The 25,832-nt window shown below is 43.6% G+C and carries 22 protein-coding genes; 21 read left to right on the top strand and 1 reads right to left on the bottom strand.

All coding sequences use genetic code 11. The annotated features are described in order from the left end of the window. The 10 genes from OCV65_RS07070 (at position 1) to OCV65_RS07025 (ending at position 13,848) form a co-directional block, all read left to right on the top strand. The gene (locus OCV65_RS07070) at positions 1-2,292 is read left to right on the top strand and encodes a xanthine dehydrogenase family protein molybdopterin-binding subunit (RefSeq protein ID WP_262581474.1); all 2,292 of its coding nucleotides are present in this window, start codon (positions 1-3) and stop codon (positions 2,290-2,292) included. 52 nt (positions 2,293-2,344) lie between these two features. Then, entirely contained in the window at positions 2,345-3,367 is a 1,023-nt protein-coding gene (plsX, locus tag OCV65_RS07065) for a phosphate acyltransferase PlsX (RefSeq protein WP_118383497.1), read from the top strand. Positions 3,368-3,396: 29 nt separating this feature from the next. Further along, positions 3,397-3,627 carry an acyl carrier protein gene (gene acpP / locus OCV65_RS07060; protein WP_118383498.1) on the top strand — a complete coding sequence of 77 codons (231 nt, stop codon included), beginning with the start codon at positions 3,397-3,399 and terminating at the stop codon, positions 3,625-3,627. A gap of 51 nt (positions 3,628-3,678) precedes the next feature. Beyond that, on the top strand, positions 3,679-4,374 hold the full coding sequence (gene rnc / locus OCV65_RS07055) for a ribonuclease III (RefSeq protein WP_118383499.1): 696 nt from the start codon (positions 3,679-3,681) through the stop codon (positions 4,372-4,374). Positions 4,375-4,381: 7 nt separating this feature from the next. Further along, positions 4,382-7,942: a chromosome segregation protein SMC gene (gene smc / locus OCV65_RS07050; protein ID WP_262581473.1), complete on the top strand. Its 3,561-nt coding sequence runs from the start codon at positions 4,382-4,384 to the stop codon at positions 7,940-7,942. A 16-nt stretch (positions 7,943-7,958) separates the two neighbouring features. Further along, positions 7,959-8,906, top strand: coding sequence for a signal recognition particle-docking protein FtsY (gene ftsY, locus OCV65_RS07045; protein ID WP_262581472.1), 948 nt, complete (start codon positions 7,959-7,961; stop codon positions 8,904-8,906). A gap of 62 nt (positions 8,907-8,968) precedes the next feature. Then, positions 8,969-10,180 (top strand): threonine ammonia-lyase, encoded by a 1,212-nt coding sequence (ilvA, locus tag OCV65_RS07040; RefSeq protein WP_118383502.1) that lies wholly within the window; start codon positions 8,969-8,971, stop codon positions 10,178-10,180. A gap of 379 nt (positions 10,181-10,559) precedes the next feature. Then, a complete protein-coding gene (locus tag OCV65_RS07035; RefSeq protein WP_262581471.1) occupies positions 10,560-11,951 on the top strand; it encodes a beta/alpha barrel domain-containing protein in 1,392 nt (463 codons plus the stop codon). Positions 11,952-11,969: 18 nt separating this feature from the next. Then, positions 11,970-12,623: a GntR family transcriptional regulator gene (locus tag OCV65_RS07030; RefSeq protein WP_118383563.1), complete on the top strand. Its 654-nt coding sequence runs from the start codon at positions 11,970-11,972 to the stop codon at positions 12,621-12,623. 28 nt (positions 12,624-12,651) lie between these two features. Next, the gene (locus tag OCV65_RS07025) at positions 12,652-13,848 is read left to right on the top strand and encodes an NADP-dependent isocitrate dehydrogenase (protein WP_262581470.1); all 1,197 of its coding nucleotides are present in this window, start codon (positions 12,652-12,654) and stop codon (positions 13,846-13,848) included. Between the two features lie 290 nt (positions 13,849-14,138). Here OCV65_RS07025 and truA read toward each other — a convergent pair whose 3' ends face one another. After that, entirely contained in the window at positions 14,139-14,873 is a 735-nt protein-coding gene (gene truA / locus OCV65_RS07020) for a tRNA pseudouridine(38-40) synthase TruA (RefSeq protein ID WP_262581469.1), read from the bottom strand. Positions 14,874-15,007: 134 nt separating this feature from the next. On the opposite strand from truA, the gene OCV65_RS07015 reads away from it, so the two are divergent. The 11 genes from OCV65_RS07015 (at position 15,008) to OCV65_RS06965 (ending at position 25,428) form a co-directional block, all read left to right on the top strand. Then, a complete protein-coding gene (locus tag OCV65_RS07015; RefSeq protein ID WP_262581468.1) occupies positions 15,008-15,970 on the top strand; it encodes a dipeptidase in 963 nt (320 codons plus the stop codon). An 81-nt stretch (positions 15,971-16,051) separates the two neighbouring features. Beyond that, a complete protein-coding gene (locus OCV65_RS07010) occupies positions 16,052-16,516 on the top strand; it encodes an acyl-CoA thioesterase (protein ID WP_118383507.1) in 465 nt (154 codons plus the stop codon). A gap of 15 nt (positions 16,517-16,531) precedes the next feature. Further along, complete coding sequence (locus tag OCV65_RS07005) at positions 16,532-17,569, top strand: NAD(P)-binding domain-containing protein (RefSeq protein WP_262581467.1); 1,038 nt, start codon at positions 16,532-16,534, stop codon at positions 17,567-17,569. Positions 17,570-17,597: 28 nt separating this feature from the next. Beyond that, positions 17,598-18,434: a Cof-type HAD-IIB family hydrolase gene (locus OCV65_RS07000; RefSeq protein WP_262581466.1), complete on the top strand. Its 837-nt coding sequence runs from the start codon at positions 17,598-17,600 to the stop codon at positions 18,432-18,434. Positions 18,435-18,632: 198 nt separating this feature from the next. After that, on the top strand, positions 18,633-20,669 hold the full coding sequence (locus OCV65_RS06995) for a BglG family transcription antiterminator (RefSeq protein ID WP_262581465.1): 2,037 nt from the start codon (positions 18,633-18,635) through the stop codon (positions 20,667-20,669). 58 nt (positions 20,670-20,727) lie between these two features. After that, complete coding sequence (locus OCV65_RS06990; protein ID WP_262581464.1) at positions 20,728-21,777, top strand: zinc-binding dehydrogenase; 1,050 nt, start codon at positions 20,728-20,730, stop codon at positions 21,775-21,777. A 37-nt stretch (positions 21,778-21,814) separates the two neighbouring features. Continuing rightward, the gene (locus OCV65_RS06985) at positions 21,815-22,282 is read left to right on the top strand and encodes a PTS sugar transporter subunit IIA (RefSeq protein ID WP_262581463.1); all 468 of its coding nucleotides are present in this window, start codon (positions 21,815-21,817) and stop codon (positions 22,280-22,282) included. Positions 22,283-22,342: 60 nt separating this feature from the next. Beyond that, a complete protein-coding gene (locus OCV65_RS06980) occupies positions 22,343-23,713 on the top strand; it encodes a PTS galactitol transporter subunit IIC (RefSeq protein ID WP_262581462.1) in 1,371 nt (456 codons plus the stop codon). A gap of 55 nt (positions 23,714-23,768) precedes the next feature. Then, positions 23,769-24,041: a PTS sugar transporter subunit IIB gene (locus OCV65_RS06975; protein WP_262581461.1), complete on the top strand. Its 273-nt coding sequence runs from the start codon at positions 23,769-23,771 to the stop codon at positions 24,039-24,041. Positions 24,042-24,104: 63 nt separating this feature from the next. Further along, positions 24,105-24,866, top strand: a complete 762-nt coding sequence (locus OCV65_RS06970) for an SDR family NAD(P)-dependent oxidoreductase (RefSeq protein ID WP_262581460.1) — start codon at positions 24,105-24,107, stop codon at positions 24,864-24,866. Positions 24,867-24,894: 28 nt separating this feature from the next. Beyond that, positions 24,895-25,428, top strand: a complete 534-nt coding sequence (locus OCV65_RS06965) for a hypothetical protein (protein WP_262581459.1) — start codon at positions 24,895-24,897, stop codon at positions 25,426-25,428. Positions 25,429-25,832 lie beyond the last annotated feature (404 nt).

The raw sequence follows: 25,832 nt of genomic DNA, 5'->3' as shown, positions 1-25,832 counted from the left end.
ATGGAACACAGAGAATATAAGTCGATTAACAAGTCTGTCCGTAAAAAGGACTCCATGCAGCTTTTGCTTGGTAAGCCAGTCTACACAGATGATCTGGTGAATAATCATCCGCTGGTTGTCAAGATCTTAAGAAGTCCGCATCCCAATGCAATTGTGGAAGAGATTAATACTGCTATTGCAAAAAAAGTGCCTGGGGTTGTAGATATTTATACCTGGGAGGATGTGCCGAATCAGAGGTTTACGAATGCGGGACAGACCTATCCAGAGGCATCACCGTATGACAGACTGATTCTTGACCGTCATGTCAGATTCAGCGGAGACGCGGTAGCGATCATTGCAGCGGAGACGGAGAAAGCTGCATTGAAAGCAATGAAATTAATTAAGGTGAAATATCAGATACTGGAAGCGGTACTTGATTATCATACAGCAAAAGACGGCGAGATTCTGGTGCATCCGGAGGAAGAATGGGTGCAGTATGGTCCATGGGGCGGAGACCATAAGCGGAATCTGGTTGCCACAGAAAGAGATTCTAAAGGTGATGTGGATGCCGTGATGGCAGACTGTGATGTGGTCGTTGATCATGTATATCACACGAAAGCCTTCAATCAGGCAATGATGGAGACATTCCGAAGTTATGCAGAAATCGACCGCTATGGAAGACTTCATATGATCTCATCTACGCAGATCGTGTTCCACACCAGACGAATTATCGCACGGGCGCTGGGCATTTCCAAGAGTAAAGTCCGGGTTGAGAAACCTCGTATTGGTGGTGGCTTTGGAGCGAAGCAGACGTCGGTATGTGATGTCTACCCTGCATTTGTTACCTGGAAGACAGGGCGTCCGTCCGAGATTATCTATACAAGAGAAGAATCACAGATCGCAGGATCACCGCGACACGAGATGGAGATCAAACTTCGTCTGGGCGCAGATAAGAATGGTAAGATTCGTGCGATTGATATTTATACATTGTCTAATTCTGGTGCCTATGGAGAACATGGACCGACGACAGTTGGATTGTCCGGACATAAATCAATCCCGATGTATACCGGTTCACTGGAAGCGTACCGTTTCGATTATGATGTTGTATATACGAATCTTCAGGCGGCGGGTGCATACCGGGGTTATGGGGCAACGCAGGGAATCTTTGCGCTGGAATCTGCGGTGAATGAACTGGCAGAAAAACTGCATATGGATCCGACCGTACTTCGTGACCAGAACATGGTAAAAGAAGGCATGTTTATGCCGGCATATTTTGGAGAGACGGCGAATGCCTGTGCATTGGATCGCTGTATGGATCGCTGCAGGCAGATTTTTAACTGGGAAGACAAGTATCCGGTTAGGAATATGGGGAATGGGAAAGTCCGCACAGCGGGTGTGGCAATGGCAATGCAGGGTTCCTGTATCTCGAACCTGGATGTGGGCTCAGCTACAATCCGACTCAGTGATGACGGAACTTATAATCTGATGATCGGTGCGGCGGATATGGGAACAGGCTGTGATACGATACTGGCGCAGATGGCGGCAGAGTGTCTGGACTGTTCTGTAGATGAGATTGCAGTATTTGGAGCAGATACGGATGCATCCCCATATGATTCCGGTTCTTATGCCTCTTCGACAACATATATTACAGGCGGTGCTGTTGTAAAAGCCTGTGAGAAATTAATCGATAAGATGGAGCTGATCGCTGCTGGATTGATGAATTGTTCGAAAGAAGAAGTACAGTTTGAAGGAAATATGGTCAAACGGCTTGGAACAGATCAGTCAGTCAGCGTTGAAGAAATTGCAACCAAATCGCAGCTCTTTAATGATGAAAGTGCAGAAGTTACAGCCATGCATACATCACCGGTATCACCACCGCCGTACATGGTCGGCATGGTTGAGATCGAGCTGGACAAACTGACCGGCAAAGTGGATATTCTGGATTACAAGGCGGTTGTGGACTGTGGTATCCCAATCAATCCTGCGCTTGCGAGAATCCAGACCGAAGGCGGGCTGGTACAGGGAATCGGTCATACCTTAATGGAAAATGTGACCTATAACCGGATCGGCAGACCAATGGAGTGTAATTTCGCCCAGTATAAGCTCCCGACCAGACTGGATATGGGAAAACTGCAGGTAGAATTTGAACACAGCTATGAACCGACCGGACCGTTCGGCGCCAAGTCCATCGGTGAGATTGTAATCAACACACCGGCACCTGCTATTGCGCATGCCATTTATCGTGCAACGGGAGTATGGCACAGAGAACTGCCAATCACTCCGGAACAGATTGCACTTGGTAAAAATGATTGATTTTTTACCTGATGTTTAGTAGAATTAATCCTAGCACAGGGAGGTAAGAAAAGTGGCAGAAATGACGAGAGTAGCCCTGGATGCCATGGGAGGAGACAATGCTCCTGTAGAAATGGTAAAAGGTGCTGTGGATGCAGTAAATAAAGAACAGAATGTTACCGTGCTCTTAGTTGGTATAGAAGAGATTGTCCGGGAAGAGCTTGGTAAGTATTCTTATGATAAAGAACGAATTCAGGTGGTTGGTGCAACCGAAGTTATCGAGACGGCAGAACCCCCGGTGAATGCAATCCGCAAGAAGAAAGATTCATCCATCGTAGTCGGAATGAAGCTGGTAAAGAAGGGCGAAGCAGATGCATTTGTATCAGCAGGAAGCTCCGGGGCGATACTGGTCGGAGGGCAGACGCTGGTAGGACGTATCAAAGGTATTGAACGTCCGCCGCTTGCACCGTTGATCCCAACCGCGAAGGGTGTATCCCTGCTGATTGACTGCGGAGCCAATGTAGATGCAAGACCGTCTCATCTGGTGCAGTTTGCCAAGATGGGTTCGATTTATATGGAACATGTGGTAGGTGTAGAGAACCCTAAGGTAGCGATTGTGAATATCGGTGCAGAAGAAGAAAAGGGCAATGCGTTAGTTAAAGAGACATTCCCGCTTCTCAAGGAACAGACCGATATTAATTTTACCGGAAGTATCGAAGCAAGAAATATCCCTTACGGGGATGCAGATGTAATCGTATCAGAAGCATTTGCCGGTAATATTATCCTGAAGCTTTACGAAGGACTTGGGGCAGTGCTTGTAAGTAAGATCAAGGACGGTATGATGACATCGACAAGAAGTAAACTCGGTGCCCTGCTCGTGAAGCCGGCACTGAAGGAGACGCTGAAGGCATTTGATGCGACAGAATACGGCGGAGCACCGCTTCTGGGACTTCGTGGTCTGGTGGTTAAGACACATGGAAGTGCAAAGGCGAAGGAAGTATGTAATTCCATTATTCAGTGTATTACATTTAAGGAACAAAAAATCAATGACAAGATTATGGAATGTATTCAAACGGAAAGCCGTTCCGATGAATAGATTAATTACAAGAAAGGAGTAAAAGAACTATGGAATTTGAAAAATTACGTGAAATTATTGCGGATGTAATGAACATTGATGAGAAGGAGATTAAAGAAGATTCTTCTTTTGAAAACGATCTGGGTGCGGACTCGCTGGATGTATTTCAGATTATCATGGGCATTGAAGACGCTTTTGATATTGAGATCGATAATGATGAAGCAGAGAAGATTGTTACAGTAGGCGATGCTGTAGAACAGATTAAGAATGCTACAAATTAGGGAAAGTCGGAAAAAGCCCATTTGCGGGCTTTTTCTGTTTGGAGTGAGATTATGAGAAAAAAACTTGGATTATTGGAGGAACGTATTGGGTATCATTTTGATGAGTTTCATTTGTTAAAGAATGCCATGACACACAGTTCCTATGTAAATGAAAAACATCTGCCAAAATATGAATGTAATGAACGTCTGGAATTTTTAGGAGATGCTGTATTAGAGATCGTATCCAGCGATTTCTTATTTCACGAGCATACAGAGATGCCGGAGGGACAATTAACGAAGCTCCGTGCAGCTATGGTGTGCGAAAAGAGCCTGGCGTATTGTGCGAAACAGATCGATCTGGGAGAGTATCTGTTACTTGGCAAGGGCGAGGATGCAACCGGAGGAAGAAAGAGAGATTCTGTAACATCCGATGCATTGGAAGCATTGATCGGGGCAGTGTACCTCGATGGTGGTTTTGCTAATGCAAAAGAGTTCATCCACAAATTTGTGCTTAACGACATGGAGAATAAAAAGCTCTTTTATGATAGCAAGACTATCCTGCAGGAGATTGTACAGGCAAAGTATTCGGAAAGTATGACGTATCATTTGTTAGGTGAGGAAGGACCGGATCACAATAAGTCCTTCAAAGTGTCTGTATTTATCGGCAAGAAAGAATACGGAATCGGTTGCGGCCGTACAAAGAAAGCGGCAGAGCAGGATGCGGCATACAAGACAATTCTGATGCTGCGTGAAATGGATAAAGAGTAGGTGTTGTATGTATTTAAAAAGCATTGAAGTACAGGGCTTCAAATCGTTTGCAAATAAAATCGTATTTGATTTTCATAACGGTATTACAGGCATCGTAGGTCCGAATGGAAGTGGTAAGAGTAATGTTGCCGATGCCGTGCGATGGGTTCTTGGCGAACAGAGAGTTAAGCAGCTTCGAGGCGGTAGCATGCAGGACGTTATCTTTTCCGGAACAGAGAACCGCAAGCCGTTAAGTTACGCTTATGTGGCAATTACGTTGGATAATTCTGATCATCAGCTCGCGGTCGATTACGAGGAAGTGACTGTAGCGAGAAAGTTGTATCGTTCCGGTGAGAGCGAATATCTGATCAATGGTCATTCCTGCCGTTTGAAGGATGTGAATGAGCTTTTTTATGATACCGGTATCGGTAAAGAGGGATATTCGATCATCGGCCAGGGACAGATCGACCGTATCTTAAGCGGTAAGCCGGAAGAACGAAGAGAACTCTTTGATGAAGCAGCGGGTATTGTGAAGTTCAAACGCCGTAAGAATATGTCATTGAAGAAGCTGGAAGATGAGAGGCAGAATCTGGTCCGGGTCAATGATATTCTGAGTGAGCTTGAGAAGCAGTGGGAACCTCTGAAAAAACAGTCAGAGACAGCGAGAGAATATCTGAAAAAGAAGGAGTCTTTGAAGACCTTTGATATCAATATGTTCCTTCTGGAAAGCGAACGCCTGAAAGAGCAGATTCGTGATATGGAGAATAAGATTCAGACTGCTAAGGGTGAACTTGAGAAGGATACTGCGGACTATGACAATATGAAGACCGAATACGAGGCTGTTGAGGAAGAGATGGAACAGATTGATGAGTCCATTGAAAGTTATAAGTCCAAGAAGAATGAGACAAGCCTTTTGAAACAGAATCTGGAGAATCAGATCGCTTTGTTAAAGGAGCAGATCAACAGTGCACAGATGAGCGATGAACATTTCGCTCAGCGTTCTAATGCAATCCGCGAGGAGATAGAGAGCAGACAGGCTCAGAAACAGGATCTGCAGGAAGAGGAAAGAGGACTGCAGGAACAGTTATCTGAGCAGCAGAAAAAGGAAACGGAATCGAAAGTAAAGCTTGCCGCATTACAGAGCCAGATTGGTAAGCTTGGTGATGATATTGAAACCTGGAAAAATGATATGATCGAGCTGCTCAACAACCGTGCTTCTACACAGGCGAAGGGGCAGCGCTATGATACGATGCTGGAGCAGATTCAGGTGCGTAAGGCAGAGATCCAGAGCAGACTGCTGACTTCTCAGAGCGAGGCAGGCTCTGTACAGGAGAATCTGCAGTCTTATGAGCAGGAGCTGAAAGAGATTTCGGATAAGATCATTGAACTGACAGAATCCAATCAGGCGAATGAAGATGAGATCGCAGAGATCCAGAAGGAAATGCAGGGCAAATCCGAAGAACTGCGTAATAGACAGACTTCATATCACAGGGACAGATCCAGACTGGAATCTCTGCGCAATATCACAGAACGCTATGACGGATATGGTAATAGTATCCGTAAGGTTATGGAGTGCCGCAACAGAGAACCGGGTCTTCTTGGTGTCGTAGCGGATATCGTAAAGGTAGAAAAGGCTTACGAAGCGGCGATCGAGACAGCCCTTGGCGGTAGTATCCAGAATATTGTTACAGATAATGAAGACACCGCTAAACGAATGATCGGATTTCTGAAAAAGAATAAATATGGACGTGCGACATTTCTGCCATTGACCAGCGTGTCAGCAAGAAGCGGTCTGAACCGTCCGGAGGTATTAAAAGAAACTGGTGTCATCGGACTTGCAGATACGTTGGTAAAGGTAGATCCAAAGTACCGGGAGCTTGCAGCAAGCCTTCTTGGAAGAACAGTGGTTGTAGATAATATTGACCGTGGGATTGCGATTGCAAGAAAGTATAAGCAGTCCCTGCGTCTGGTCACACTGGAAGGAGATCTGTTGAATCCGGGCGGATCTATGACTGGTGGAGCATTTCGTAATTCCAGTAATCTGCTAAGCCGCAGGCGTGAGATTGAAGATCTTGAGAAACGTGTAGCACACTGGAAAGAAGGCATGGAGCTGCTGGAACTGGAGACGGAAGCACTCCGCGCCAGAAGAACTGCCTGTTATACGGCTATGGATGAAGTACAGAAAGAATTGCAGGAAGCTTATGTTGTCCAGAATACAGCTAAGATGAATGTGGATCAGGCATCCAAACGGATTTCGGCGGCATTGCAGGCAGCCAAGCAGGCAAAGGATGAGACGGCGGAACTGAATCAGCAGATTGCAGATATCGGAGATAATCAGGGAGCTATTGCACAGGAGTTAAAAGATTCTGAACAGATGGAGCAGGAGATTAACCGCAAGGCTTCTGAGGGGCAGAAAGCACTAGAAGAACTTCGCAAACAGGAGAGCAGCAAACAGAAGGAGACAGAGAGTCTTCATATTGCCACTGCCGGTCTGGAACAGCAGTTAGCCTTTATCAGAGAGAATACTGCACGTATAGAAGAAGAACTGGTCAAATTTAAGGAAGAACAGGAACGTCTGGTGAATAATCAGGATCATGCATCACAGGAGATACGTGAGAAAGAGAAAAAGATTCAGGATATCAGACTCACCATTGAAGATTCCAAAGATCTTTTCGCTGAGATTGAAGCAGAGATTGAGAAATCAGTTCATGAACGCGAAGAACTGAACAGACGTCACAAGTCTTTTCTAAAGAAACGCGAGGATCTGTCCGGACGTATGTCAGATCTGGATAAAGAAATTTTCCGTCTGGAAAGCCGTAAGGAAAGTTATGAAGAGGCTGCTGACAAGCAGATCAATTATATGTGGGAAGAGTATGAGCTGACTTATAGCCATGCTCTGGAACTGCGCAACGAGAATCTGACAGATCTGGCGATGATGAAGAAAGAGATTCAGACACTGAAAAGTGAGATCAAAGCACTGGGACCGGTGAATGTCAATGCTATTGAAGATTTCAAGAATCTGTCCGAGCGATATGATTTTTTGAAAGGTCAGCATGATGATCTGGTGGAAGCAGAAGCAACACTGGTGAAGATTATTGATGAATTGGATGAGGCGATGCGCAGACAGTTTACCGAGCAGTTTGCACGGATTGCCAAGGAGTTTGATCTTGTATTTAAAGAACTTTTTGGCGGCGGCAAGGGCACGCTGGAACTGATGGAGGATGAGGATATTCTGGAAGCGGGTATCCGTATCATTGCGCAGCCACCGGGCAAGAAACTGCAGAATATGATGCAGCTTTCCGGTGGGGAAAAGGCACTGACGGCAATCTCGTTGTTATTTGCTATTCAGAACCTGAAACCATCACCGTTCTGTCTGCTGGATGAGATTGAGGCTGCGCTGGATGATTCTAATGTCACCAGATACGCCCGGTATCTCCATAAGCTGACAGAGCATACACAGTTTATTGTAATTACCCACAGACGAGGTACGATGACAGCGGCAGACCGTCTGTATGGAATTACCATGCAGGAAAAAGGTGTGTCCACACTGGTATCCGTAAGTCTGCTGGAGGATGAATTAGATAAGTAATTGACAGGAGGAAAGTATGTCAGAAGAAAAAGGTTTTTTTGGACGTCTGGTAGAAGGACTTAATAAGACCAGAGATAATATCGTATCCGGAATGGACAGCGTATTTGGCGGGTTCTCTTCCATTGACGATGATTTTTATGAAGAGCTGGAAGAGGTTATGATCATGGGAGACCTTGGCGTGACAGCGACCTATGATATTCTGGATGATCTGAAAGAAAAGGTTAAAGAACGTCATATCAAGAATCCGGCAGACTGCCGTGAACTGCTGATCGAAAGCATCAGAGATCAGATGAGCGTAGGCGCGGTAGAATATGAATTTGAGGAAATGAATCCGGTAATTATGGTAGTCGGAGTTAACGGTGTCGGTAAGACGACTACGATCGGTAAGTTGGCAGGACAGTATCATGCACAGGGTAAGCGTGTTATCGTGGCTGCTGCAGATACTTTTCGTGCTGCTGCAGGTGAGCAGTTAAAGGAATGGGCAGACCGCGCACATGCAGAACTGATCGGAGGACAGGAAGGCTCTGATCCGGCTGCAGTTGTATATGATGCGGTAGCGGCAGCCAAAGCGAGACATGCGGATATCCTGCTGTGCGATACTGCCGGAAGACTGCACAATAAAAAGAATCTGATGGAAGAGCTGCGTAAGATGAACCGTATCATCGACCGTGAATATCCGGAAGCATGCCGCGAGACGCTGGTTGTACTGGATGCGACGACTGGTCAGAATGCGTTGCAGCAGGCAAAAGAATTTAAAGAAGTTGCAGACATTACCGGTATCATTCTTACCAAGATGGACGGAACAGCTAAGGGAGGTATCGCTGTAGCGGTACAGGCTGAGCTTGGTATTCCGGTCAAATATATCGGTGTAGGCGAGAAGATGGAAGATCTGCAGAGATTTGACCCGGATCAGTTTGTAAAAGCATTGTTTACCCCGGAAGAGGAAGATGGTGAAAAGGAATAGACATTTAAAATAATAAGATACAGAACAGATGGCGGAACAGACATACGAACGAGGAGGAAACTATGCTGACATTAGAGAAGTTTGAAGAGGCCAGTGAGGTGGTCAAAAAGGTAACCAATCCTACCAAGCTGTTATACAGTGAATATCTGAGTGAACAGACCGGAGGCAAGATTTATTTGAAGCCGGAAAATATGCAGTTTACAGGTGCATACAAGGTGCGTGGTGCTTACTATAAGATCAGTACCCTGACAGAAGAAGAGAGAAACCGCGGACTGATCACGGCATCTGCAGGAAACCATGCGCAGGGCGTGGCATATGCAGCACAGAAATTCGGCTGCAAGGCAATCGTGGTAATGCCGACAGTCACACCACTGATCAAGGTTAACCGTACCAAGAGCTATGGCGCAGAGGTCATTTTGCATGGAGATGTATACGATGATGCGTGTGCATATGCTATGAAGCTTGCCGAAGAAGAAGGATACACCTTTGTACATCCATTTAATGATCTGGATGTGGCTACCGGACAGGGATCCATTACCATGGAGATTATTCAGGAACTTCCGACTGTTGATTATATTCTGGCACCAATCGGTGGCGGCGGTCTGATCACAGGTGTATCTACGCTTGCTAAGATGCTGAATCCGAAGATTAAAGTGATTGGTGTGGAGCCTGCAAATGCAGCCAGCATGACAGCAGCGTTAAAAGCCGGAGAACCTGTAGAACTTGACAGTGCAGACACTATTGCAGACGGTACTGCTGTTAAGAAAGTTGGCGATAAGAATCTGCCGTATGTACAGGAGAATGTAGATGATATTCTGTTGGTGGAAGATCATGAACTGGTAACCGCTTTCCTTGATATGGTAGAAAACCATAAGATGGTTGTAGAGAACTCCGGACTCTTAAGTGTGGCAGCGTTGAAACAGTTAGATCTGAAGGGTAAGAAAGCAGTTGCGATCCTCAGTGGTGGTAATATGGATGTGATCACAATGTCCTCTATTGTACAGCTTGGACTGATCCAGAGAGACCGTATCTTCTCTGTAGCAGTACAGCTTCCGGATAAGCCAGGTGAGCTTGCCAGGGTAGCATCTATCATTGCAGCAGCAAAAGGTAATGTAATCAAGCTGGAGCATAATCAGTTCGTATCTACCAACCGCCATGCGGCAGTAGAGCTTCGGATTACGATGGAAGCATTTGGAACCGGGCACAAGAAAGAAATACTTGCGGCATTGGAAAAAGAAGGCCTGAAACCGCACGAGATTGATGCGACATTATAGGATAACAACTTAACATATCTGTATTAGTGAATATAGTATGGTAAAAGTGGCAGTACAGAGAATAATCTGTGCTGCCGTTTTGTTTATCTCAGTCGAGAAGACTCCCACCGCTTCAGGTGGTGAGTAATAGCGAATTTGTCTCAGTGGGAGTCCAATCTGCGACTGAGATAAACGCTCCGCGAGGATGCGCAGTGATTCTGATAAGAATATGTCAGCTTCGCTGACCAGAATCACGCGCCAAGTCTCACGGACGTTCGACTTGAATAGGGAAAAGTGCTAAATTGTTCGTGAAACGACCTTGACAGAACATGTATTAATGTATACAATGATACAAGATTGTTTCATACAAAGGTGAATGCTTAATGAGGAGTGAAGACACATGGAGAACAGAAAAGTATATTTAAATAAACATTCTAATCTGCTGCAGCTAGAGGAGCATATGTATCCATTGGTAGATGTGGATACACCAAACGTGTTCAGGAATCTGTTTCATTATGATGAAATTCCGAAGATTGCGTTTAATGACAGAATTGTTCCACACTGTATGCCGGATGAGATCTGGATTACAGATACTACGTTCCGCGACGGACAGCAGTCAAGAGCACCTTACAGTACTCAGCAGATCGTAGACATTTATGATTATTTTCATAAACTTGGAGGTCCGAATGGTAAGATTCGTCAGAGCGAGTTCTTCCTGTACAGTAAGAAGGACCGTGATGCTGTGTACAAATGTATGGAGCGCGGATATAAATTTCCAGAAGTAACAAGCTGGATCAGAGCTAGCAAAAAAGACTTTGAACTGGTAAAGGATCTTGGTATGCCGGAGACAGGTATTCTGGTAAGCTGTTCTGATTATCATATTTTCTATAAAATGAAAATGACCAGAAGAGAATGTATGAATCATTATCTGTCCGTGATCAGAGAATGTCTGGAGACCGGGGTAAGTCCAAGATGTCATTTGGAGGATATTACCAGATCAGACATTTACGGGTTTGTGATTCCGTTCTGTCTGGAATTGATGAAGTTGATGGAAGAGTATCAGATTCCGGTGAAGATCCGTGTCTGTGATACGATGGGTTATGGTGTAAACTATCCGGGAGCTGTAATCCCGAGATCTATCCCTGGTATTGTCTATGGTCTTCGTGTACATGCGGGTGTGCCGAGTGAACTGATCGAGTTCCATGGTCACAATGATTTCTATAAAGCAGTCAGCAATTCAACGACAGCATGGCTCTACGGAGCAAGTGGCGTGAACTGTTCGCTTTTCGGTATCGGAGAGCGTACCGGTAATACACCGCTGGAAGCAATGGTATTCGAGTATGCACAGCTTCGGGGAACGCTGGATGGCATGGATACAACCGTAATCACAGAACTGGCTGATTATTATGAAAAAGAGATTGGTTACCGTGTTCCGTCCAGAACACCGTTCGTTGGTAAGAACTTTAATGTAACAAGAGCAGGTATTCATGCAGATGGTCTGCTGAAGAATGAAGAGATTTACAACATCTTCGATACAGAGAAGTTCCTGAACAGAGCGCCACTGGTAGCAGTGTCTAATACATCTGGGTTGGCAGGAATTGCTCACTGGATCAACAGCTATTTCCATTTGCCGGAGGAAAAACAGGTAGATAAGAATACAGAACTGGTAGCTATGGTAAAGAGCTGGGTAGATGAACAGTACGAAGGCGGACGTATTACGGTACTGACCGATGAAGAACTGCTGGGAGTTATTGACGAAGCGTGCGATCAGTTAGGCGTTTCGATTATATAGTTATGGAGAGATGTAATGATGGAAGAATATCAGGATCAGTCCCTGCGGGGAAAGGTATTTCAAAAAATCAGAGAAGAAATTTTATCGGGGGTCTATCAGGATGGTGAAGAGCTACGAGAAGTCACATTGGGAGAGAAGCTTGGCGTAAGCCGGACGCCGGTGCGAGAGGCACTCAGGCAGTTGGAGCTGGAAGGTCTGGTAACGATCGTTCCGAATAAAGGTGCGTATGTGACGTCCATTTCCAGAAAAGATGTAGAAGATATTTATAAGATTCGGTCACTACTGGAAGGCCTCTGTGCCAGATGGGCAACCAAGAATATTACGGAACAGCAGATTTTAGATATGGAAGAGACGTTACTCTTATCTGAATTTCATCTGAAACGTAATGGGAAGGTAAAGACTATCCAGGTATCAGAACTTGACAGCAAGTTCCACAAAGTATTGTATGAAGCATCCAACAGCCGCATTCTGGAGCATCTGCTGACAGATTTTCATAAATATGTCAAGATGACCAGACAGATGTCTGTTGGAGCACCGGATCGTGCAGAGCAGTCTATTGAAGAGCACCGTGCGATTCTGGATGCGATCAAAGCAAAGGATGCTGATCTTGCAGAAAAATTAGCGGACGAGCATGTTATGAAAGTAATGGAGAATCTTCACATCGAAGGATAACATCGAAGGACAGAAAAGGAGAATCATAATGGCAAAGATTAAGATGACAACCCCTCTCGTAGAGATGGATGGTGACGAAATGACAAGAATCCTCTGGAAGCTGATCAAGGAGAATCTTCTGGAGCCATATATTGATCTGAATACAGAGTACTATGATCTGGGACTGGAATACCGTAATGAGACGAATGACCAGGTGACCGTTGACGCAGCTAATGCGACTAAGAAATACGGTGTTGCAGTGAAATGTGCTACGATCACACCAAATGCAGCCCGCATGACGGAGTATGACCTGAAAGAAATGTGGAAGAGCCCGAATGGAACGATTCGTGCGATTCTGGACGGAACCGTATTTCGTGCTCCGATCAAGGTAAAAGGTATTGAACCATATGTCCGTACCTGGAAGAAGCCGATTACTATTGCGAGACATGCATATGGGGATGTATACCGCGCGAGTGAAATGAAGATACCGGGACCAGGAAAAGCAGAATTGGTATATACCGCAGAAGATGGTACGGAGACGAGAGAACTGATCCATAATTTTACAGGAGAAGGCATCATTCAGGGAATGCATAATATCAACGCATCGATTGAGAGCTTTGCAAGAAGCTGCTTTAACTATGCATTAGATACGAAGCAGGATCTGTGGTTTGCAAGCAAGGATACGATCTCCAAGAAGTATGACCATACATTCAAAGACGTTTTCCAGGAACTGTTCGATACAGAGTACAAAGACAAATTCGAGCAGGCAGGAATCACGTATTTTTATACACTGATCGATGATGCAGTGGCAAGAGTGATGAAGTCTGAAGGCGGATACATCTGGGCATGTAAGAATTATGACGGAGACGTGATGAGCGATATGGTATCTTCTGCATTTGGCTCCCTGGCAATGATGACTTCTGTACTGGTATCTCCGGATGGTTATTATGAGTATGAGGCAGCGCATGGTACGGTACAGAGACATTATTACAAGCATTTGAAAGGGGAAGAGACTTCGACCAACTCTGTAGCAACAATCTTCGCATGGACAGGTGCACTCAGAAAACGCGGTGAGTTGGATGATAATGCAGAACTCATGGCATTTGCAGATAAACTGGAAAAGGCTACAATTGATACGATTGAGGCAGGTGAAATGACAAAAGACCTGGCACTGATCACCTCACTTGAGAATCCGACAGTGTTGAACAGTGAAGACTTTATTAAGGCGATTGCAAAAAGATTGTAATATACCACGAATATGATATGATGTTGGGGTCAAAAGCCCCAACTATGATGCCTACGGATTGTTCCGTGCTTTGCACTCCCACAATCCTCCCAATTATTCGCATATCGTGGGATTGTCATCCCACTTTTAGGCTCATATTGGGGCGGGTCTCAAGGCCTTTCATCCACTTATGAGCAAGCTCATGTGGATTTAGACCTTTTGACCCTGGCATCATGATATTGAGTAAGAAAGGCAGGACGTTAAAGTATCCTGCCTTTTGCTGTGTGTATGAAATTATGTGTGATGTTTTTCTAGTATTGAATCTCCTGCAGATACATACCCTTTGGATCACAAGGGAGTGATGCAGATTCTTCGCCGCGAAAGATTGCGCGGATATCACTGACCGGGCGTTTCTCCAGACCGATATCGATCAGTGTACCTATGATCAGTCTCTGCATATTGTGGAGAAAATCATTGGCCTCAATGGTAATCTGCATTTCTTCAGGGTCTGCATAGATTTCGATATTATAAATCTCTTTTACAGTGGATTTTGACTTACCGGCAGAGGTAAAATTGCGGAAGTCGTGTTTGCCGATCAGAAGATCAGCCGCCTCATCCATCAGTTCTTTATCCGGATGACGGAAGCAGTGGTATGCATACTTACGGTCAAATACGCTTGGTACAGCGCCGGTGATCATGCGGTACACATAGACCTTACGCTTGGCGTTAAGCTGCGCATGAAAGCGTTCCGGCATTTCCTCAATATCAGTAATGGCGATGTCCATCGGAAGATAACGGTTCAGATACCGCTGCATCTCTGTAAGATCCATTCGGGATGAAGTCTTGAAATTCGCTAGTTGTCCGTAGGCGTGGACGCCGACTTCGGTACGCATGCCGCAGAAAAGTTCCACATCTTCACCGGACATTTTTTTGATTACATCCAGAATCTTGTTGGAAATGGTATTGGTTGATTCATTTTTGCCCAGACGTGACCAACCCTGATAACGGCTGCCGTCGTACTCTATAGTTAAACGTATATTTCGCATAATTGACACCTCTATTATAAAATGTGATAATTAACAGTATTGAAAACACATACAGTATAGCAGAAAAGGCTTCCCTATGTCCAGCGGGACACAGGAATTTCATATGTGGTTCGAGATGGGAAAGGAGTGGGACTATGAATTTGATTGATATGCATTGTGATACCCTGTGGAAAATGATACAGCAGAATGAGTATGATCTGATGGAGAATCCGTGGAGTGTCAGTATTCCTGCGATGAAAGAAGCCGGGACACTGGCACAGTTCTTTGCATGTTTTACCTGCCTGGAAGAGCAGAATATGGATTATGAGAAATGTTACGAGCAGGCACTGGCTATGATAGAGCTGTTAAAGAAAAACTGCGAGAAATATTCCGAAGAAATATGCATGGCAGGAAACTATGAGGACATACTGAAAAATGAACAGAACGGTCAGATATCAGCAGTTTTAACAATAGAAGAAGGAGGAATTATTAACGGAAAAGCACAGCGTCTGGAAGAATTGTGGGAGAAGGGCGTACGTCTGATGACACCGATGTGGAACTATACGAACTGTCTGGGTCATCCTAACAGTCGTGAGCCTGAACTTATGGCAAAGGGACTTACAAAGTTTGGTAAAGAGATCATAAACCGTGCCGGAGAGTTGGGAATGATTATTGATGTGTCTCATGCATCAGACCAGTCTTTCCGGGATATTCTGGAATGTACAGACGGTCCGGTTGTCGCATCACATTCTAATTGCCGTGCATTATGCAGGCATCCGAGGAATCTGACCGACGAAATGATCCGCAGACTTGCAGAAGCTGGAGGTGTAGCAGGATTGAATCTGTTCCCGATGTTTCTTGGTGAAAACCTGTCACCTGGCATGGAACTGGAAGCAATGGCAGCACACGTTCTCCATATGATCAATGTCGGAGGAAGTGAATTTCCGGCAATCGGTACGGATGTAGATGGATATAGTGTACAGGCATACGAGCCAATCCAGAAGGTATCTGATATGTCAAAATTATGGGAGATGCTTCGTAAGAAAGGTGTGAGCGAGGATCAACTTGAACGTATATGGAGAACGAACGCGGTGAATGTTTTGAAAAGAATCGGTTGAAAAAAATGTTCGTTCATAGTAGTATAGAGAAAGGCGATAATCTCTGATTAATATATCAGATCAGAAAAGAGAGGATTAAGTATGGAAAGAGGAAAAAAACGTGTGGTGGATTCGCAGCTGGAAAGTGTTCATCTGGTAAGAATGAATCATTTGAACAGTGCGGGGCGTCTGTTCGGAGGCCAACTGATGCAGTGGATTGACGAGACTGCAGCAATGGCGGCAAAGAGACATGCACACAGACCGATCATCACAGCATCGTTTAATAATCTGCAGTTTCTGCGGGGAGCTTATCCGGGAGATACGGTCGTGCTCAAGGCAAAGATTGTCTATGCAGGACATACATCTATGGATGTCAAAGTGGAGACTTATGCAGAGACGGTAACAGGAGAACAGTTTCTGATTAACTGTGCATATGCAACAGAGGTAGCAGTAGGGGAAGATGGTAAGCCAACGATAGTTCCGGAACTTATCATTGAGACGGAAGAGGAACAGTATGAATGGGATCGAAGCGTATTGCGCAGAGAGTTGAGAAAGAAACACGGCTAAGAGGAGGACGACACAATGAGCACAATCACATTAATCGGAGCAGGACAGATGGCATCGGCACTTACATTTCCATTGTATGAAAATGGACATGAGGTGCGACTGGTAGGAAGTCCGTTAGATGATCAGGTTATCGACAGACTGAGAGAGGATAATTATCATGTGAATCTGCTTCGCACACTACATGACGGTATTCATTATTACAAAGAGAGCGAAAAAGAAGCGGCAATCCAGGGTGCTGATCTGATCGTATGTGGTGTGTCAAGCTTTGGCGTAGACTGGTTTGCAGATAAGATACTCCCGATACTTGATGAGAGCGTCCCGGTAATTTCTGTGACAAAAGGAATGCTGGATTATGAAGATGGAACGATGCAGACTTATCCAGAATACTGGATGAGTAAATTACCAGAAGGAAGTAAACAGGAAATCTATGCGATCGGCGGGCCTTGTACCGCAAGAGATCTGGCAGATCACGATCCGTCTTTTGTCGGATATTGCGGACCGAAGATGGAAACATTGCACTGGATCCGGAGTCTGTTTGCAACTGATTATTATGTGATCAGCCTGACATTGGATGTGGTAGGGCTGGAGTGTGCAGTTGCTTTAAAAAATGGCTATGCACTGGGAACAGCGCTTGCTATCGGTATGGCTGAGAAAGCAGGCGATGATGGAATTAATCACAATAATTCTGAAGCAGCCCTGTTCCAGGAGAGTGTGAAAGAGATGCTAGATCTGCTTAAAATTGTCGGTGGCGGTGTGGATAATATCATGTATGCTGCCGGCGATCTGAATGTAACAGTTGCAGCAGGACGAAGCCGTACAGTGGGACTCCTCCTTGGTAAAGGACTGTCTATCGATGAGGTTATGGAACAGCTGAAAGGGCAGACACTGGAAGCAGTAGTTATTGCTACAAGAACCGCTCGCGCAGTGAAAGCCCTTGCAAAAGCAGGAAAGGTGAAAGAGTCTGATTTTCCGTTGCTGATGCATGTGAATGCGCTGCTTAATGAGGGGGCGACGCTGAATATTCCATGGACGGATTTCCAGAAAGAAATGTAAGTAAGAGATATAGTTATAGGAGTAAAACATGAGTGGATATGATTTAATCGCGTTTGATATGGATGGAACGCTTCTGACCAGTAAAAATAAAGTAAGTGAATCTTCGCGGGAGGCAATTGCGAGAGCCGTTGAACTGGGGAAGAGGATAGCGGTCTGCACAGGACGGGCAGTTGGTGAAATAGAACCGTATGAGGAAAATGAATTGCAGAATGTGCGGTATTTTGTGTGTGAAAACGGAGCATTGCTTTATGATTCGGAGACAAAGGAAATTTTATCATCAACTGTGATTCCAGATGAAATCGTTGAGAAAATCATAGACATTATAGATGGCGAAGACTGTATGCTGATTGGCTATTCAAAAGGTCGCAATCTTGTAGACAGCATCGATGCTGAGCGTATGGATTATTTTTATGTTACGAGATACAAGGAGCTGCAGCGTAAGACCGGCAAACATTATGATGGCCTGTATGATGCATATCGCAAAGAACATTTTCCGATGGAGAAAATGAATGTATATGCATCAAGCGTTGGAATACGAGACAGATTGTTTGAGCAAATCATTCAATTGCCAGTGACGGTAGTCTATGCAGAGGATACAGGATTTGAAATCTCGCCGCTTCATATGTCAAAGGGGATTGGGTTAAAGCAACTTTGTGAAATCGTCAAAATACCACTTGAACATACGATTGCAGTGGGAGATTCTGATAACGATGTGAAGATGATGAAGGTAGCAGGACTGCCTGTGGCAATGGGCAATGCGAGAGAGTGCGTACGAGAAGTATGCAAAGTGAATGTGGCCGATAATGATCATGGCGGCTGTGCAGAAGCAATTTACCGGTATCTGTTGGGTGGACAGAATGAATAGACAACATGGGATGACTGAATAAGAATTAGATAATTTTCATAACAAAATATTAAGAAAAGAAGTCATTTTTTACGTAAAATTACGCGAAAAATGACTTCTTTTTGTATATAATACCAATCTTTGCATTTTAGTTGCATTTGATGGGACTTTTTGAGAGACGAGAGTATGACTTATAATATGGCTATCGAGGAGGACAGCATGAACAGAAGAAGTAACAAAATATTACGGGAATTAATTTTAGGCAGCAGACAAAATGTTACGGAACTGGTTGAAAAATACAAAGTACAGGAGAGATCTATCCGTGCAGATATCAGGGAATTGAATGACTCGTTGATAGAATATGATCTTCCGGTAATTCAAATTGGGTCTGATGGAGAGGTATTTTTTGATACAGACGTCCGAGTTGATGTGCACGCCTTTGAAAAATTTATTTGTGAGCATACATTTTATACATACTTTTTATCTAAGAACGAGAGAGCAGCGGTGTTGGTAATGATTCTGCTAAACGCAAAAGGATACGTTACGGTAGAACAGCTGAAAGAGACAATTGGAGTCAGCAGAACCACACTTCTTCGTGATCTTCCGGAAATCAAAAAATGGTTTGAAGAAAATAAAATGGAACTGATTTCGCAGGTACACAGAGGTTACATTGTTAATGTGCCGGAATTAGATGTGAGAAAAGGCATATTAAAACTCCTTGAAGTCAACGGAGATGACAATGAGTATGAGACGGGATACAGTCTGGGAGCATTCTGGTGTTTGATGGTTCGCCAGATGGACAGGATGAATATATATAACGATATAAAACAGTTGATCATTCAGGAAGAGGAAGAAGAACAGACCTTTCTTTCGGATTATTCTTTCTTTGAAGCAGTGAGGGAACTGACGTTGGCTGTAAATCGTATTCATAATAATCAAATCATTCCTGCATATTATGAAGAAAATTGGAAAAATCTCAGACGAAGTTCCAAATATGAATTTAGCAGTAATTTATTTGCAGTTATAGAAAAAAGATATAGTCTTGAGATTCCTGAATCAGAGATTTTGTATTATGCAGAATGTCTAAAGGGAAAAAGTTATCTGAAAGACAGTAAATCTAATAAGGCAAATGCATTAGATATCCGCCTGTTGATTGCAGAAACTTTATATCATATATCAAATTGTTTTGGAATTGATTTTTATCTGGATTTTTCACTGTATGATTTGCTGGTAGCGCACATGAGGTCGGCTGTATTCAGATTGCAGTCAGGAGAAATGCTTAAAAATCCATTGAAAGAATCTTTGCTTCAGGAATACCCGGAAATCTTTGCGATTATTCGTGAAAATGTCGGAAGCCTGGAAGAGTATATAGGAAAAGAGTTTTCCGAAGACGAGATGTCTTTTATGGTTTTGTATTTTGCATCTGTACTGGAAAAAGAAAAAGCAGAAAGCTCTAAGAATTCCAAAATTAAAGTTGCATTGGTATGCGAGACCGGAAGAGGTACAGCGCAATTCATGTTGGCAAAGCTGCATACATTAGATGAGATGATCGATATTGTCAGCGTCTCGTCTGTGCATAATACCAAAGAAATTCAAAACAGTGGGGCACAAATGATTGTTTCAACGATCCCATTGGAGAGTGAACTGCCATGTGTGGTCGTTAGATCTGCAATATTGAATACTGATGATTTGCTGGATGTGCAGCGTAAGGTATTTGAATTAATAGAAGATGATGGTGATAAAGAAATACCAGAAATGCAGCTGGATGTAATCAATCCGGTAGAATCTGATATTCAAGGTGCTTTTTACAATCTTCTGTCACAGGACAGAGTGATGGTTGATTATGAAGCAGATGACTGGGAGGATGCTGTCAGACAATCTGGAATACTTTTGAGAGATAGCGGTGCCGTGACAGATGCTTACGTAGATGCAATGGTGGAAAACATAAAAGAAAATGGTCCTTATGTTGTAATATGGCCGGGAACAGCACTTCCGCATGCAGACTGCTTGGAGGGAGTTAAACAAGAAGCAGCCTCGTTGCTTAGATTAAAAAAACCGGTGGATTTTCATCATGAATCGAATGATCCGGTGAGATATCTTATAGGAATAAGTATACAGAGTGCTGAAAGTATTAATTCTGCATTATATGATGTCATGATGATCTTCGGAAATGAAAAGATCAAACATATGCTGGATCGAATGCCGACAGCAGAAGAACTGTTACATGCGATTAATAGTCTGAAGACTGTTAAATAGATAATGGATAATGCAATCAATGTCACGTATGATGGACTGACAAAAGAGGAGGACGACGATGAAAGCATTAGTAAAATATGCAAAGGGACCTGGTAATTTGGAAATCCGAGAGGTTGAGGAACCGAAAGTAAGCGGTGATCTGGTTAAGATCCGAGTAGTATATGCAGGAATCTGTGGTTCAGATCTTCACACATGGGCAGGTGAGTATGCCAGCAATAAACCACCGGTTACACTGGGTCACGAGTTTTCGGGTATTGTAGAAGAGGTTGGACCAGATGTAAAAGAATTGAAGGTGGGAGACAGAGTAACAAGTGAGACGACATTTAAGACCTGTGGCAAATGTATTTACTGCAAGAATGAAGAATATAATCTCTGCTCATCAAGACAGGGACTTGGCACACAGGCTGATGGTGGATTTGCGGAATATGTAATTAACCATGAAGCGAGAATCCATAAACTTCCAGAAAAAGTAAGTCTGTTACAGGCGTCTTTGACGGAGCCTCTTGCATGCTGCGTACATGGAGCCATGGAAACATCACAGGTTAAGCCGGGGGAGACAGTGTTGATTTTCGGACCAGGAGCTATGGGACTTCTGACAGGTATGGTATGTAAATCACAGGGTGCGAAAGTAGTTATTGCCGGTCTTACCAAAGATGAAAAGAGATTTGAAGTTGCAAGAACACTCGGATTTGATCGTATTGTTGATCAGATGAAAGAAGATTTGGGAACTGTAATGAATGAGATGACAGATGGTATCGGACCAGACAAAATCTATGAATGTTCCGGTGCTATTCCGGCATTAAATCGTTCATTTGAGCTGATTCGTAAAAAGGGTGAGGTTGTCCAGATTGGTGTATTTGCAAAAGATATCAATGAAGTCAACGTAGGTATTTTCTTCCCAAAAGAAATTCATTATATGGGAACCAGAACACAGAAGCCAAGTGCATGGAGAACATCTTTAAAACTGATGGAAGAGGGACTGGTACATCCGGAGAAGGTAGTAACTATGATCACAGATCTTGATAACTGGGAAGAAGGATTTACGAAGAGTAAAAATGCAGAGGAAGTAAAGGTAGTTATCCAGGTAGCTGATACAGACGAAATATAAGAAAATTTTATTATGTATAACAAAAGGAGAAAGAAGTATGGAAATCTTAAAGGAAAATATTGAGAAAGGCTATCTTGTAGCAAAGGTAGATGCGTCTGATAAATTCGGGGTGTTGCGTGAGATGGGCAATGTGCTGGTTGAAAAAGGATGGGTAAAAGATACTTACCCAGGGGCAGTCATTGAACGAGAAAAAGTATTCCCAACAGGTCTTCCAATGGAAGCTATGGGAGTGGCTATTCCACATACAGATGCTATTCATGTTAATAAGAAAGCTGTGTTCTGTGGCATTCTTGACAAACCTGTGGACTTTGTGGTTATGGGAGATGATGAAGCAACTGTATCCGTTGAAGTGATCTTTATGCTCGCTATTATGAAGCCAAATGATCAGATCGAAATGCTTTCTAAACTGGTAGAGACCTGCCAGAACGTATCTGTGCTGCAGACCGTAAAAGCGGCAGAAGATATGGACACAATTGAGGAAGTTATGGAAAAGCTTATGGCATAGCTTATTCCATGATTTTATAGACACTTTAAGGAATACAAAAGAAAGAGAGGATGAGAAACTATGAGTATTATCACAAGTGCGGTTCAATACATTTTGGACCTGGGAGCAAGTGCCATGCTTCCAATTATTCTGACAATCTTTGGTCTGATTCTGGGACAGGGATTTGTTAAGTCATTCCGCGCAGGTTTGACAGTAGGTGTTGGTTTCATCGGAATTAACCTGGTTATCGGACTGATCAGTAGCTATGCAGGAGCAGCAGCACAGGCAATGGTTGACAGATTGAACTTAAGTCTGAATGTACTGGACGTAGGTTGGCCGGTAGCAGCTTCTATTACATGGGCTACACCAATTGCAGTAATGCTGATTCCGCTCCTGTTTATCGTCAATATGATCATGTTAGCACTTAATATGACAAAGACGATGGACGTTGATATTTGGAATTACTGGCATCTGATTTTTGCAGGTGGTGTAATCTACTACGCAACAGGAAGCCTTCCGCTTTGTCTGCTGTGTGCACTGATCCACGCTGTAGTTACTTTCAAGCTGGCTGACTGGACAGCACCTGCAGTGGGATCTTTCCTGGAACTGCCAGGCGTGTGTCTGCCACATGCTGAGACTGTTGCATGGGCACCTGTATGTTACGCACTGAATCGTGTATGGGATAAAATCCCAGGACTTAACAAAGTGGACGTTACAGGCGATACACTGAAGAAGAAACTTGGTTTCATCGGTGAGCCTATGTTCCTTGGTCTTGTTCTTGGTCTTGTTATCGGAGCACTTGCCGGATACGATTCAAAACAGGTTATTCTGACAGGCGTTAACATGGCTGCTGTACTTGTACTTCTTCCTAGAATGGTATCTCTGCTTATGGAAGGTCTGATGCCTATTTCAGAAGGCGCAAGAAACTTTATTCAGAAGAGATTCCCGGGAAAAGAAGTATACATTGGTCTGGATGCAGCTGTAGCTACAGGACATCCGACAGTTGTAACAGTATCCCTGATCATGATCCCTATTACACTGGCGCTGGCAATCATTCTGCCTTACAACAGATTACTTCCGTACGCTGACTTTGCTGTACTTCCATTCACAGTAATCTGGGCAGTAGTTGCTTCCCGTGGTAACATCGTACGAAGCGTACTTAGCTCTTCAGTTATGATGTGTGGTATCCTGTTCATCGCTACTAACATGGCTGAGGCTACAACAGCAATGGGTAAAGCTGTAGGATTCGCTTTCCCAGAAGGTGCAACACAGATTTCTGGTATCGATGCATCATGCCATATTCTTGTATGGGTATTTGCTAAACTTTGTGATCCAGCTAACATGCCAATGTTCATCGCAGGTATTGCTGTAGCAGTTATCTACTTTGGACTGTGGTACTGGACAAGAAATGACGTTAAGGCTCAGGTTGAAGCCGCTAATGCAGCAAAATAATTAGAGCATAATTTAAAAGGACTTTAAAGGTTGAATTGAAAGGAGTTATCTATCTATGAAAAAAGTAATCGTTGCCTGCGGAACAGGTATTGCAACATCAACAGTAGTATGTGTAAAAATCAAAGAGGCACTTGCAAAAGCAAATGTTCAGGCTGAGATCGTTCAGTGTAAAGTAGCTGAGATTGAGTCTAAGATGGCTGGAGCTGATCTTATTGTAACCACAACAAGTTATTCTAATGACAAGATTCCGGTAATCCGTGCACTGTCTTTCCTGACAGGTATGGGAATGGAGCAGGATATTCAGAAAATCGTTGACATTTTAAGTTAAGCAGTGCCTGCAAGTTAGAACAGATTTGTACACACGCAGTTAGACAGTTGAGGTGAAATTGAAATGAATTTAAGTTTAAAAGGAAAGACAGCCGTAGTGACTGGCGCAGCTAAAGGTATCGGAAGAAGTATCGCGGAGAAAATGGCTGAGAGCGGTGCAGCTGTGGGAATTATTGATTTTGATAAAGCTACAGGACTTGCGGCTCAGGAAGAATTCACAGCAAAAGGATATAAATGCGTGTTCGCAGCAGCCGATGTCTCAAATTATGAGTCTTTGGTTCAGGCAAAGCAGCAACTGGTAGATGCTTTTGGTAAGATAGATATTCTTGTAATTAATGCGGGTGTCAGCAGAAAACATACAATTGCTGAGATCGAACCGGCAGAATGGGAGAGAGTTATCTCTATCAATCTGAGTGGATCATTCTATACAGTCAAAGCTTTTTATGATTGTTTTGCTGATAAGAAACCTGAAGATGAAGGACGGATTATCTTTGTAACATCTGGTTCCGGTATTACCGGAACCGGAGGAGGAGCACATTATGCTGCATCCAAATCAGGCCAGCATGGTCTGATGCGTACGGTATCAAAGGAATTCGGCAAGAACGGCGTGAATGTAAATGCCATTGCACCACGTGTTATTGTTACGGATTTGTTTGATACGTTATATCCGACAGAAGAGTCAAAGGAGCAGCTGATGGCTAAAATCCCGATCGGAAGATTTGGATATCCGGAAGATATTGCAAATCTTGCATGCTTCCTGGCAGCTCCAGAGAGTTCATATATACATGGTCAGATTATCTTGATGGATGGCGGACGGACTCTCTAAAATATAACAGATAAGAGGATGATTGATTATGACTGAAACGAAGACACAGGAAACAAACAGGACAGTACAGACACAGCCGATTGCGATTAAGATGCATTATATCTGCGATTCGGATTACGTTTCTAAGATAAATAAATATGCTGCGATTTTAATTGCGGTTATGACGGCAGCATTTGTACTTACTGGTACACATTCCTGTCAGAGTATCAGCGATCTTGCCGTATATTTAAGCTGGTTAGTATATTTTGTTCCGCTTTTATTTGCATGGATCGGCATTGCGACTTCTATGAAGATCACGGACGAAATGACAGCGAAACAACATAAGAATGGACCGGCAAGGCTTTGCAGATGTGGCGTGTTTGGAGCACTCTTTGCTGGCGTTACAGTTTTCAGTTGTATTTATTTCATGATAACCGGCGAATATGATCAGATTTCGGCGGAAATCGGGATGGTATTCCTTGGAATTCTGGAATGTGCGTCTGCTGCCGGAGTAGCAGTTCTTTCTAGAAAACTGCTTTCCCAGATTGAGGAAGTACCGGTTATGGAAGAGATAGAACAATAATTTTCCCTTCATTTATAATGTAGATAATATCCTGGTGGTTTTTAACTGCCAGGATATTATTTTGGGTTAAAAGTATTGGTTGAAAAAAGTGTGAGTTCATCGTAGTATAGAAACTATTATAAAAAGAATATTGAAAGATATATCACACCTCCGGGTGCCAGAATGATATGCTACCCTCATATAGGACAATGAAATATAAAAGTCCTATATGGGGTTTTTTTGTATCTCTGTTGATTGTTCATATTTTAAACCATTAGAATATTTAAACAAAAACATATGATTAATTAAGGGTCAATCATTTTTTTCGTGGGATTGACGTTACCACGTTATAGGTTTTCTAAGCCGTCCGCCAGCCTTGACATGAACCTCAGGTAATGCGTAGGGTAATCACCCCGACGGCGAAG

This window comes from Dorea ammoniilytica (genome assembly GCF_025567415.1).
GTDB classification, from domain to species: Bacteria; Bacillota; Clostridia; order Lachnospirales; family Lachnospiraceae; genus Claveliimonas; species Claveliimonas ammoniilytica.
Note: the sequence above shows the minus strand (reverse complement) of the source record. Positions and strands in the feature narration are given on the sequence as shown.

Bases quoted from the DNA above. Each gene is read 5' to 3' on its own strand.
- OCV65_RS06980 (WP_262581462.1), top strand. From the start codon at position 22,343: ATGAGTATTATCACAAGTGCGGTTCAATACATTTTGGACCTGGGAGCA.
- rnc (WP_118383499.1), top strand. From the start codon at position 3,679: ATGAGAAAAAAACTTGGATTATTGGAGGAACGTATTGGGTATCATTTT.
- OCV65_RS06970 (WP_262581460.1), top strand. From the start codon at position 24,105: ATGAATTTAAGTTTAAAAGGAAAGACAGCCGTAGTGACTGGCGCAGCT.
- OCV65_RS07070 (WP_262581474.1), top strand. From the start codon at position 1: ATGGAACACAGAGAATATAAGTCGATTAACAAGTCTGTCCGTAAAAAG.
- OCV65_RS06985 (WP_262581463.1), top strand. From the start codon at position 21,815: ATGGAAATCTTAAAGGAAAATATTGAGAAAGGCTATCTTGTAGCAAAG.
- OCV65_RS07025 (WP_262581470.1), top strand. From the start codon at position 12,652: ATGGCAAAGATTAAGATGACAACCCCTCTCGTAGAGATGGATGGTGAC.
- OCV65_RS06995 (WP_262581465.1), top strand. From the start codon at position 18,633: ATGAACAGAAGAAGTAACAAAATATTACGGGAATTAATTTTAGGCAGC.
- OCV65_RS06975 (WP_262581461.1), top strand. From the start codon at position 23,769: ATGAAAAAAGTAATCGTTGCCTGCGGAACAGGTATTGCAACATCAACA.
- OCV65_RS07035 (WP_262581471.1), top strand. From the start codon at position 10,560: ATGGAGAACAGAAAAGTATATTTAAATAAACATTCTAATCTGCTGCAG.
- OCV65_RS07015 (WP_262581468.1), top strand. From the start codon at position 15,008: ATGAATTTGATTGATATGCATTGTGATACCCTGTGGAAAATGATACAG.
- OCV65_RS07010 (WP_118383507.1), top strand. From the start codon at position 16,052: ATGGAAAGAGGAAAAAAACGTGTGGTGGATTCGCAGCTGGAAAGTGTT.
- truA (WP_262581469.1), bottom strand. From the start codon at position 14,873: ATGCGAAATATACGTTTAACTATAGAGTACGACGGCAGCCGTTATCAG.
- ilvA (WP_118383502.1), top strand. From the start codon at position 8,969: ATGCTGACATTAGAGAAGTTTGAAGAGGCCAGTGAGGTGGTCAAAAAG.
- OCV65_RS06965 (WP_262581459.1), top strand. From the start codon at position 24,895: ATGACTGAAACGAAGACACAGGAAACAAACAGGACAGTACAGACACAG.
- OCV65_RS07005 (WP_262581467.1), top strand. From the start codon at position 16,532: ATGAGCACAATCACATTAATCGGAGCAGGACAGATGGCATCGGCACTT.
- OCV65_RS07030 (WP_118383563.1), top strand. From the start codon at position 11,970: ATGGAAGAATATCAGGATCAGTCCCTGCGGGGAAAGGTATTTCAAAAA.
- smc (WP_262581473.1), top strand. From the start codon at position 4,382: ATGTATTTAAAAAGCATTGAAGTACAGGGCTTCAAATCGTTTGCAAAT.
- OCV65_RS06990 (WP_262581464.1), top strand. From the start codon at position 20,728: ATGAAAGCATTAGTAAAATATGCAAAGGGACCTGGTAATTTGGAAATC.
- OCV65_RS07000 (WP_262581466.1), top strand. From the start codon at position 17,598: ATGAGTGGATATGATTTAATCGCGTTTGATATGGATGGAACGCTTCTG.
- ftsY (WP_262581472.1), top strand. From the start codon at position 7,959: ATGTCAGAAGAAAAAGGTTTTTTTGGACGTCTGGTAGAAGGACTTAAT.
- acpP (WP_118383498.1), top strand. From the start codon at position 3,397: ATGGAATTTGAAAAATTACGTGAAATTATTGCGGATGTAATGAACATT.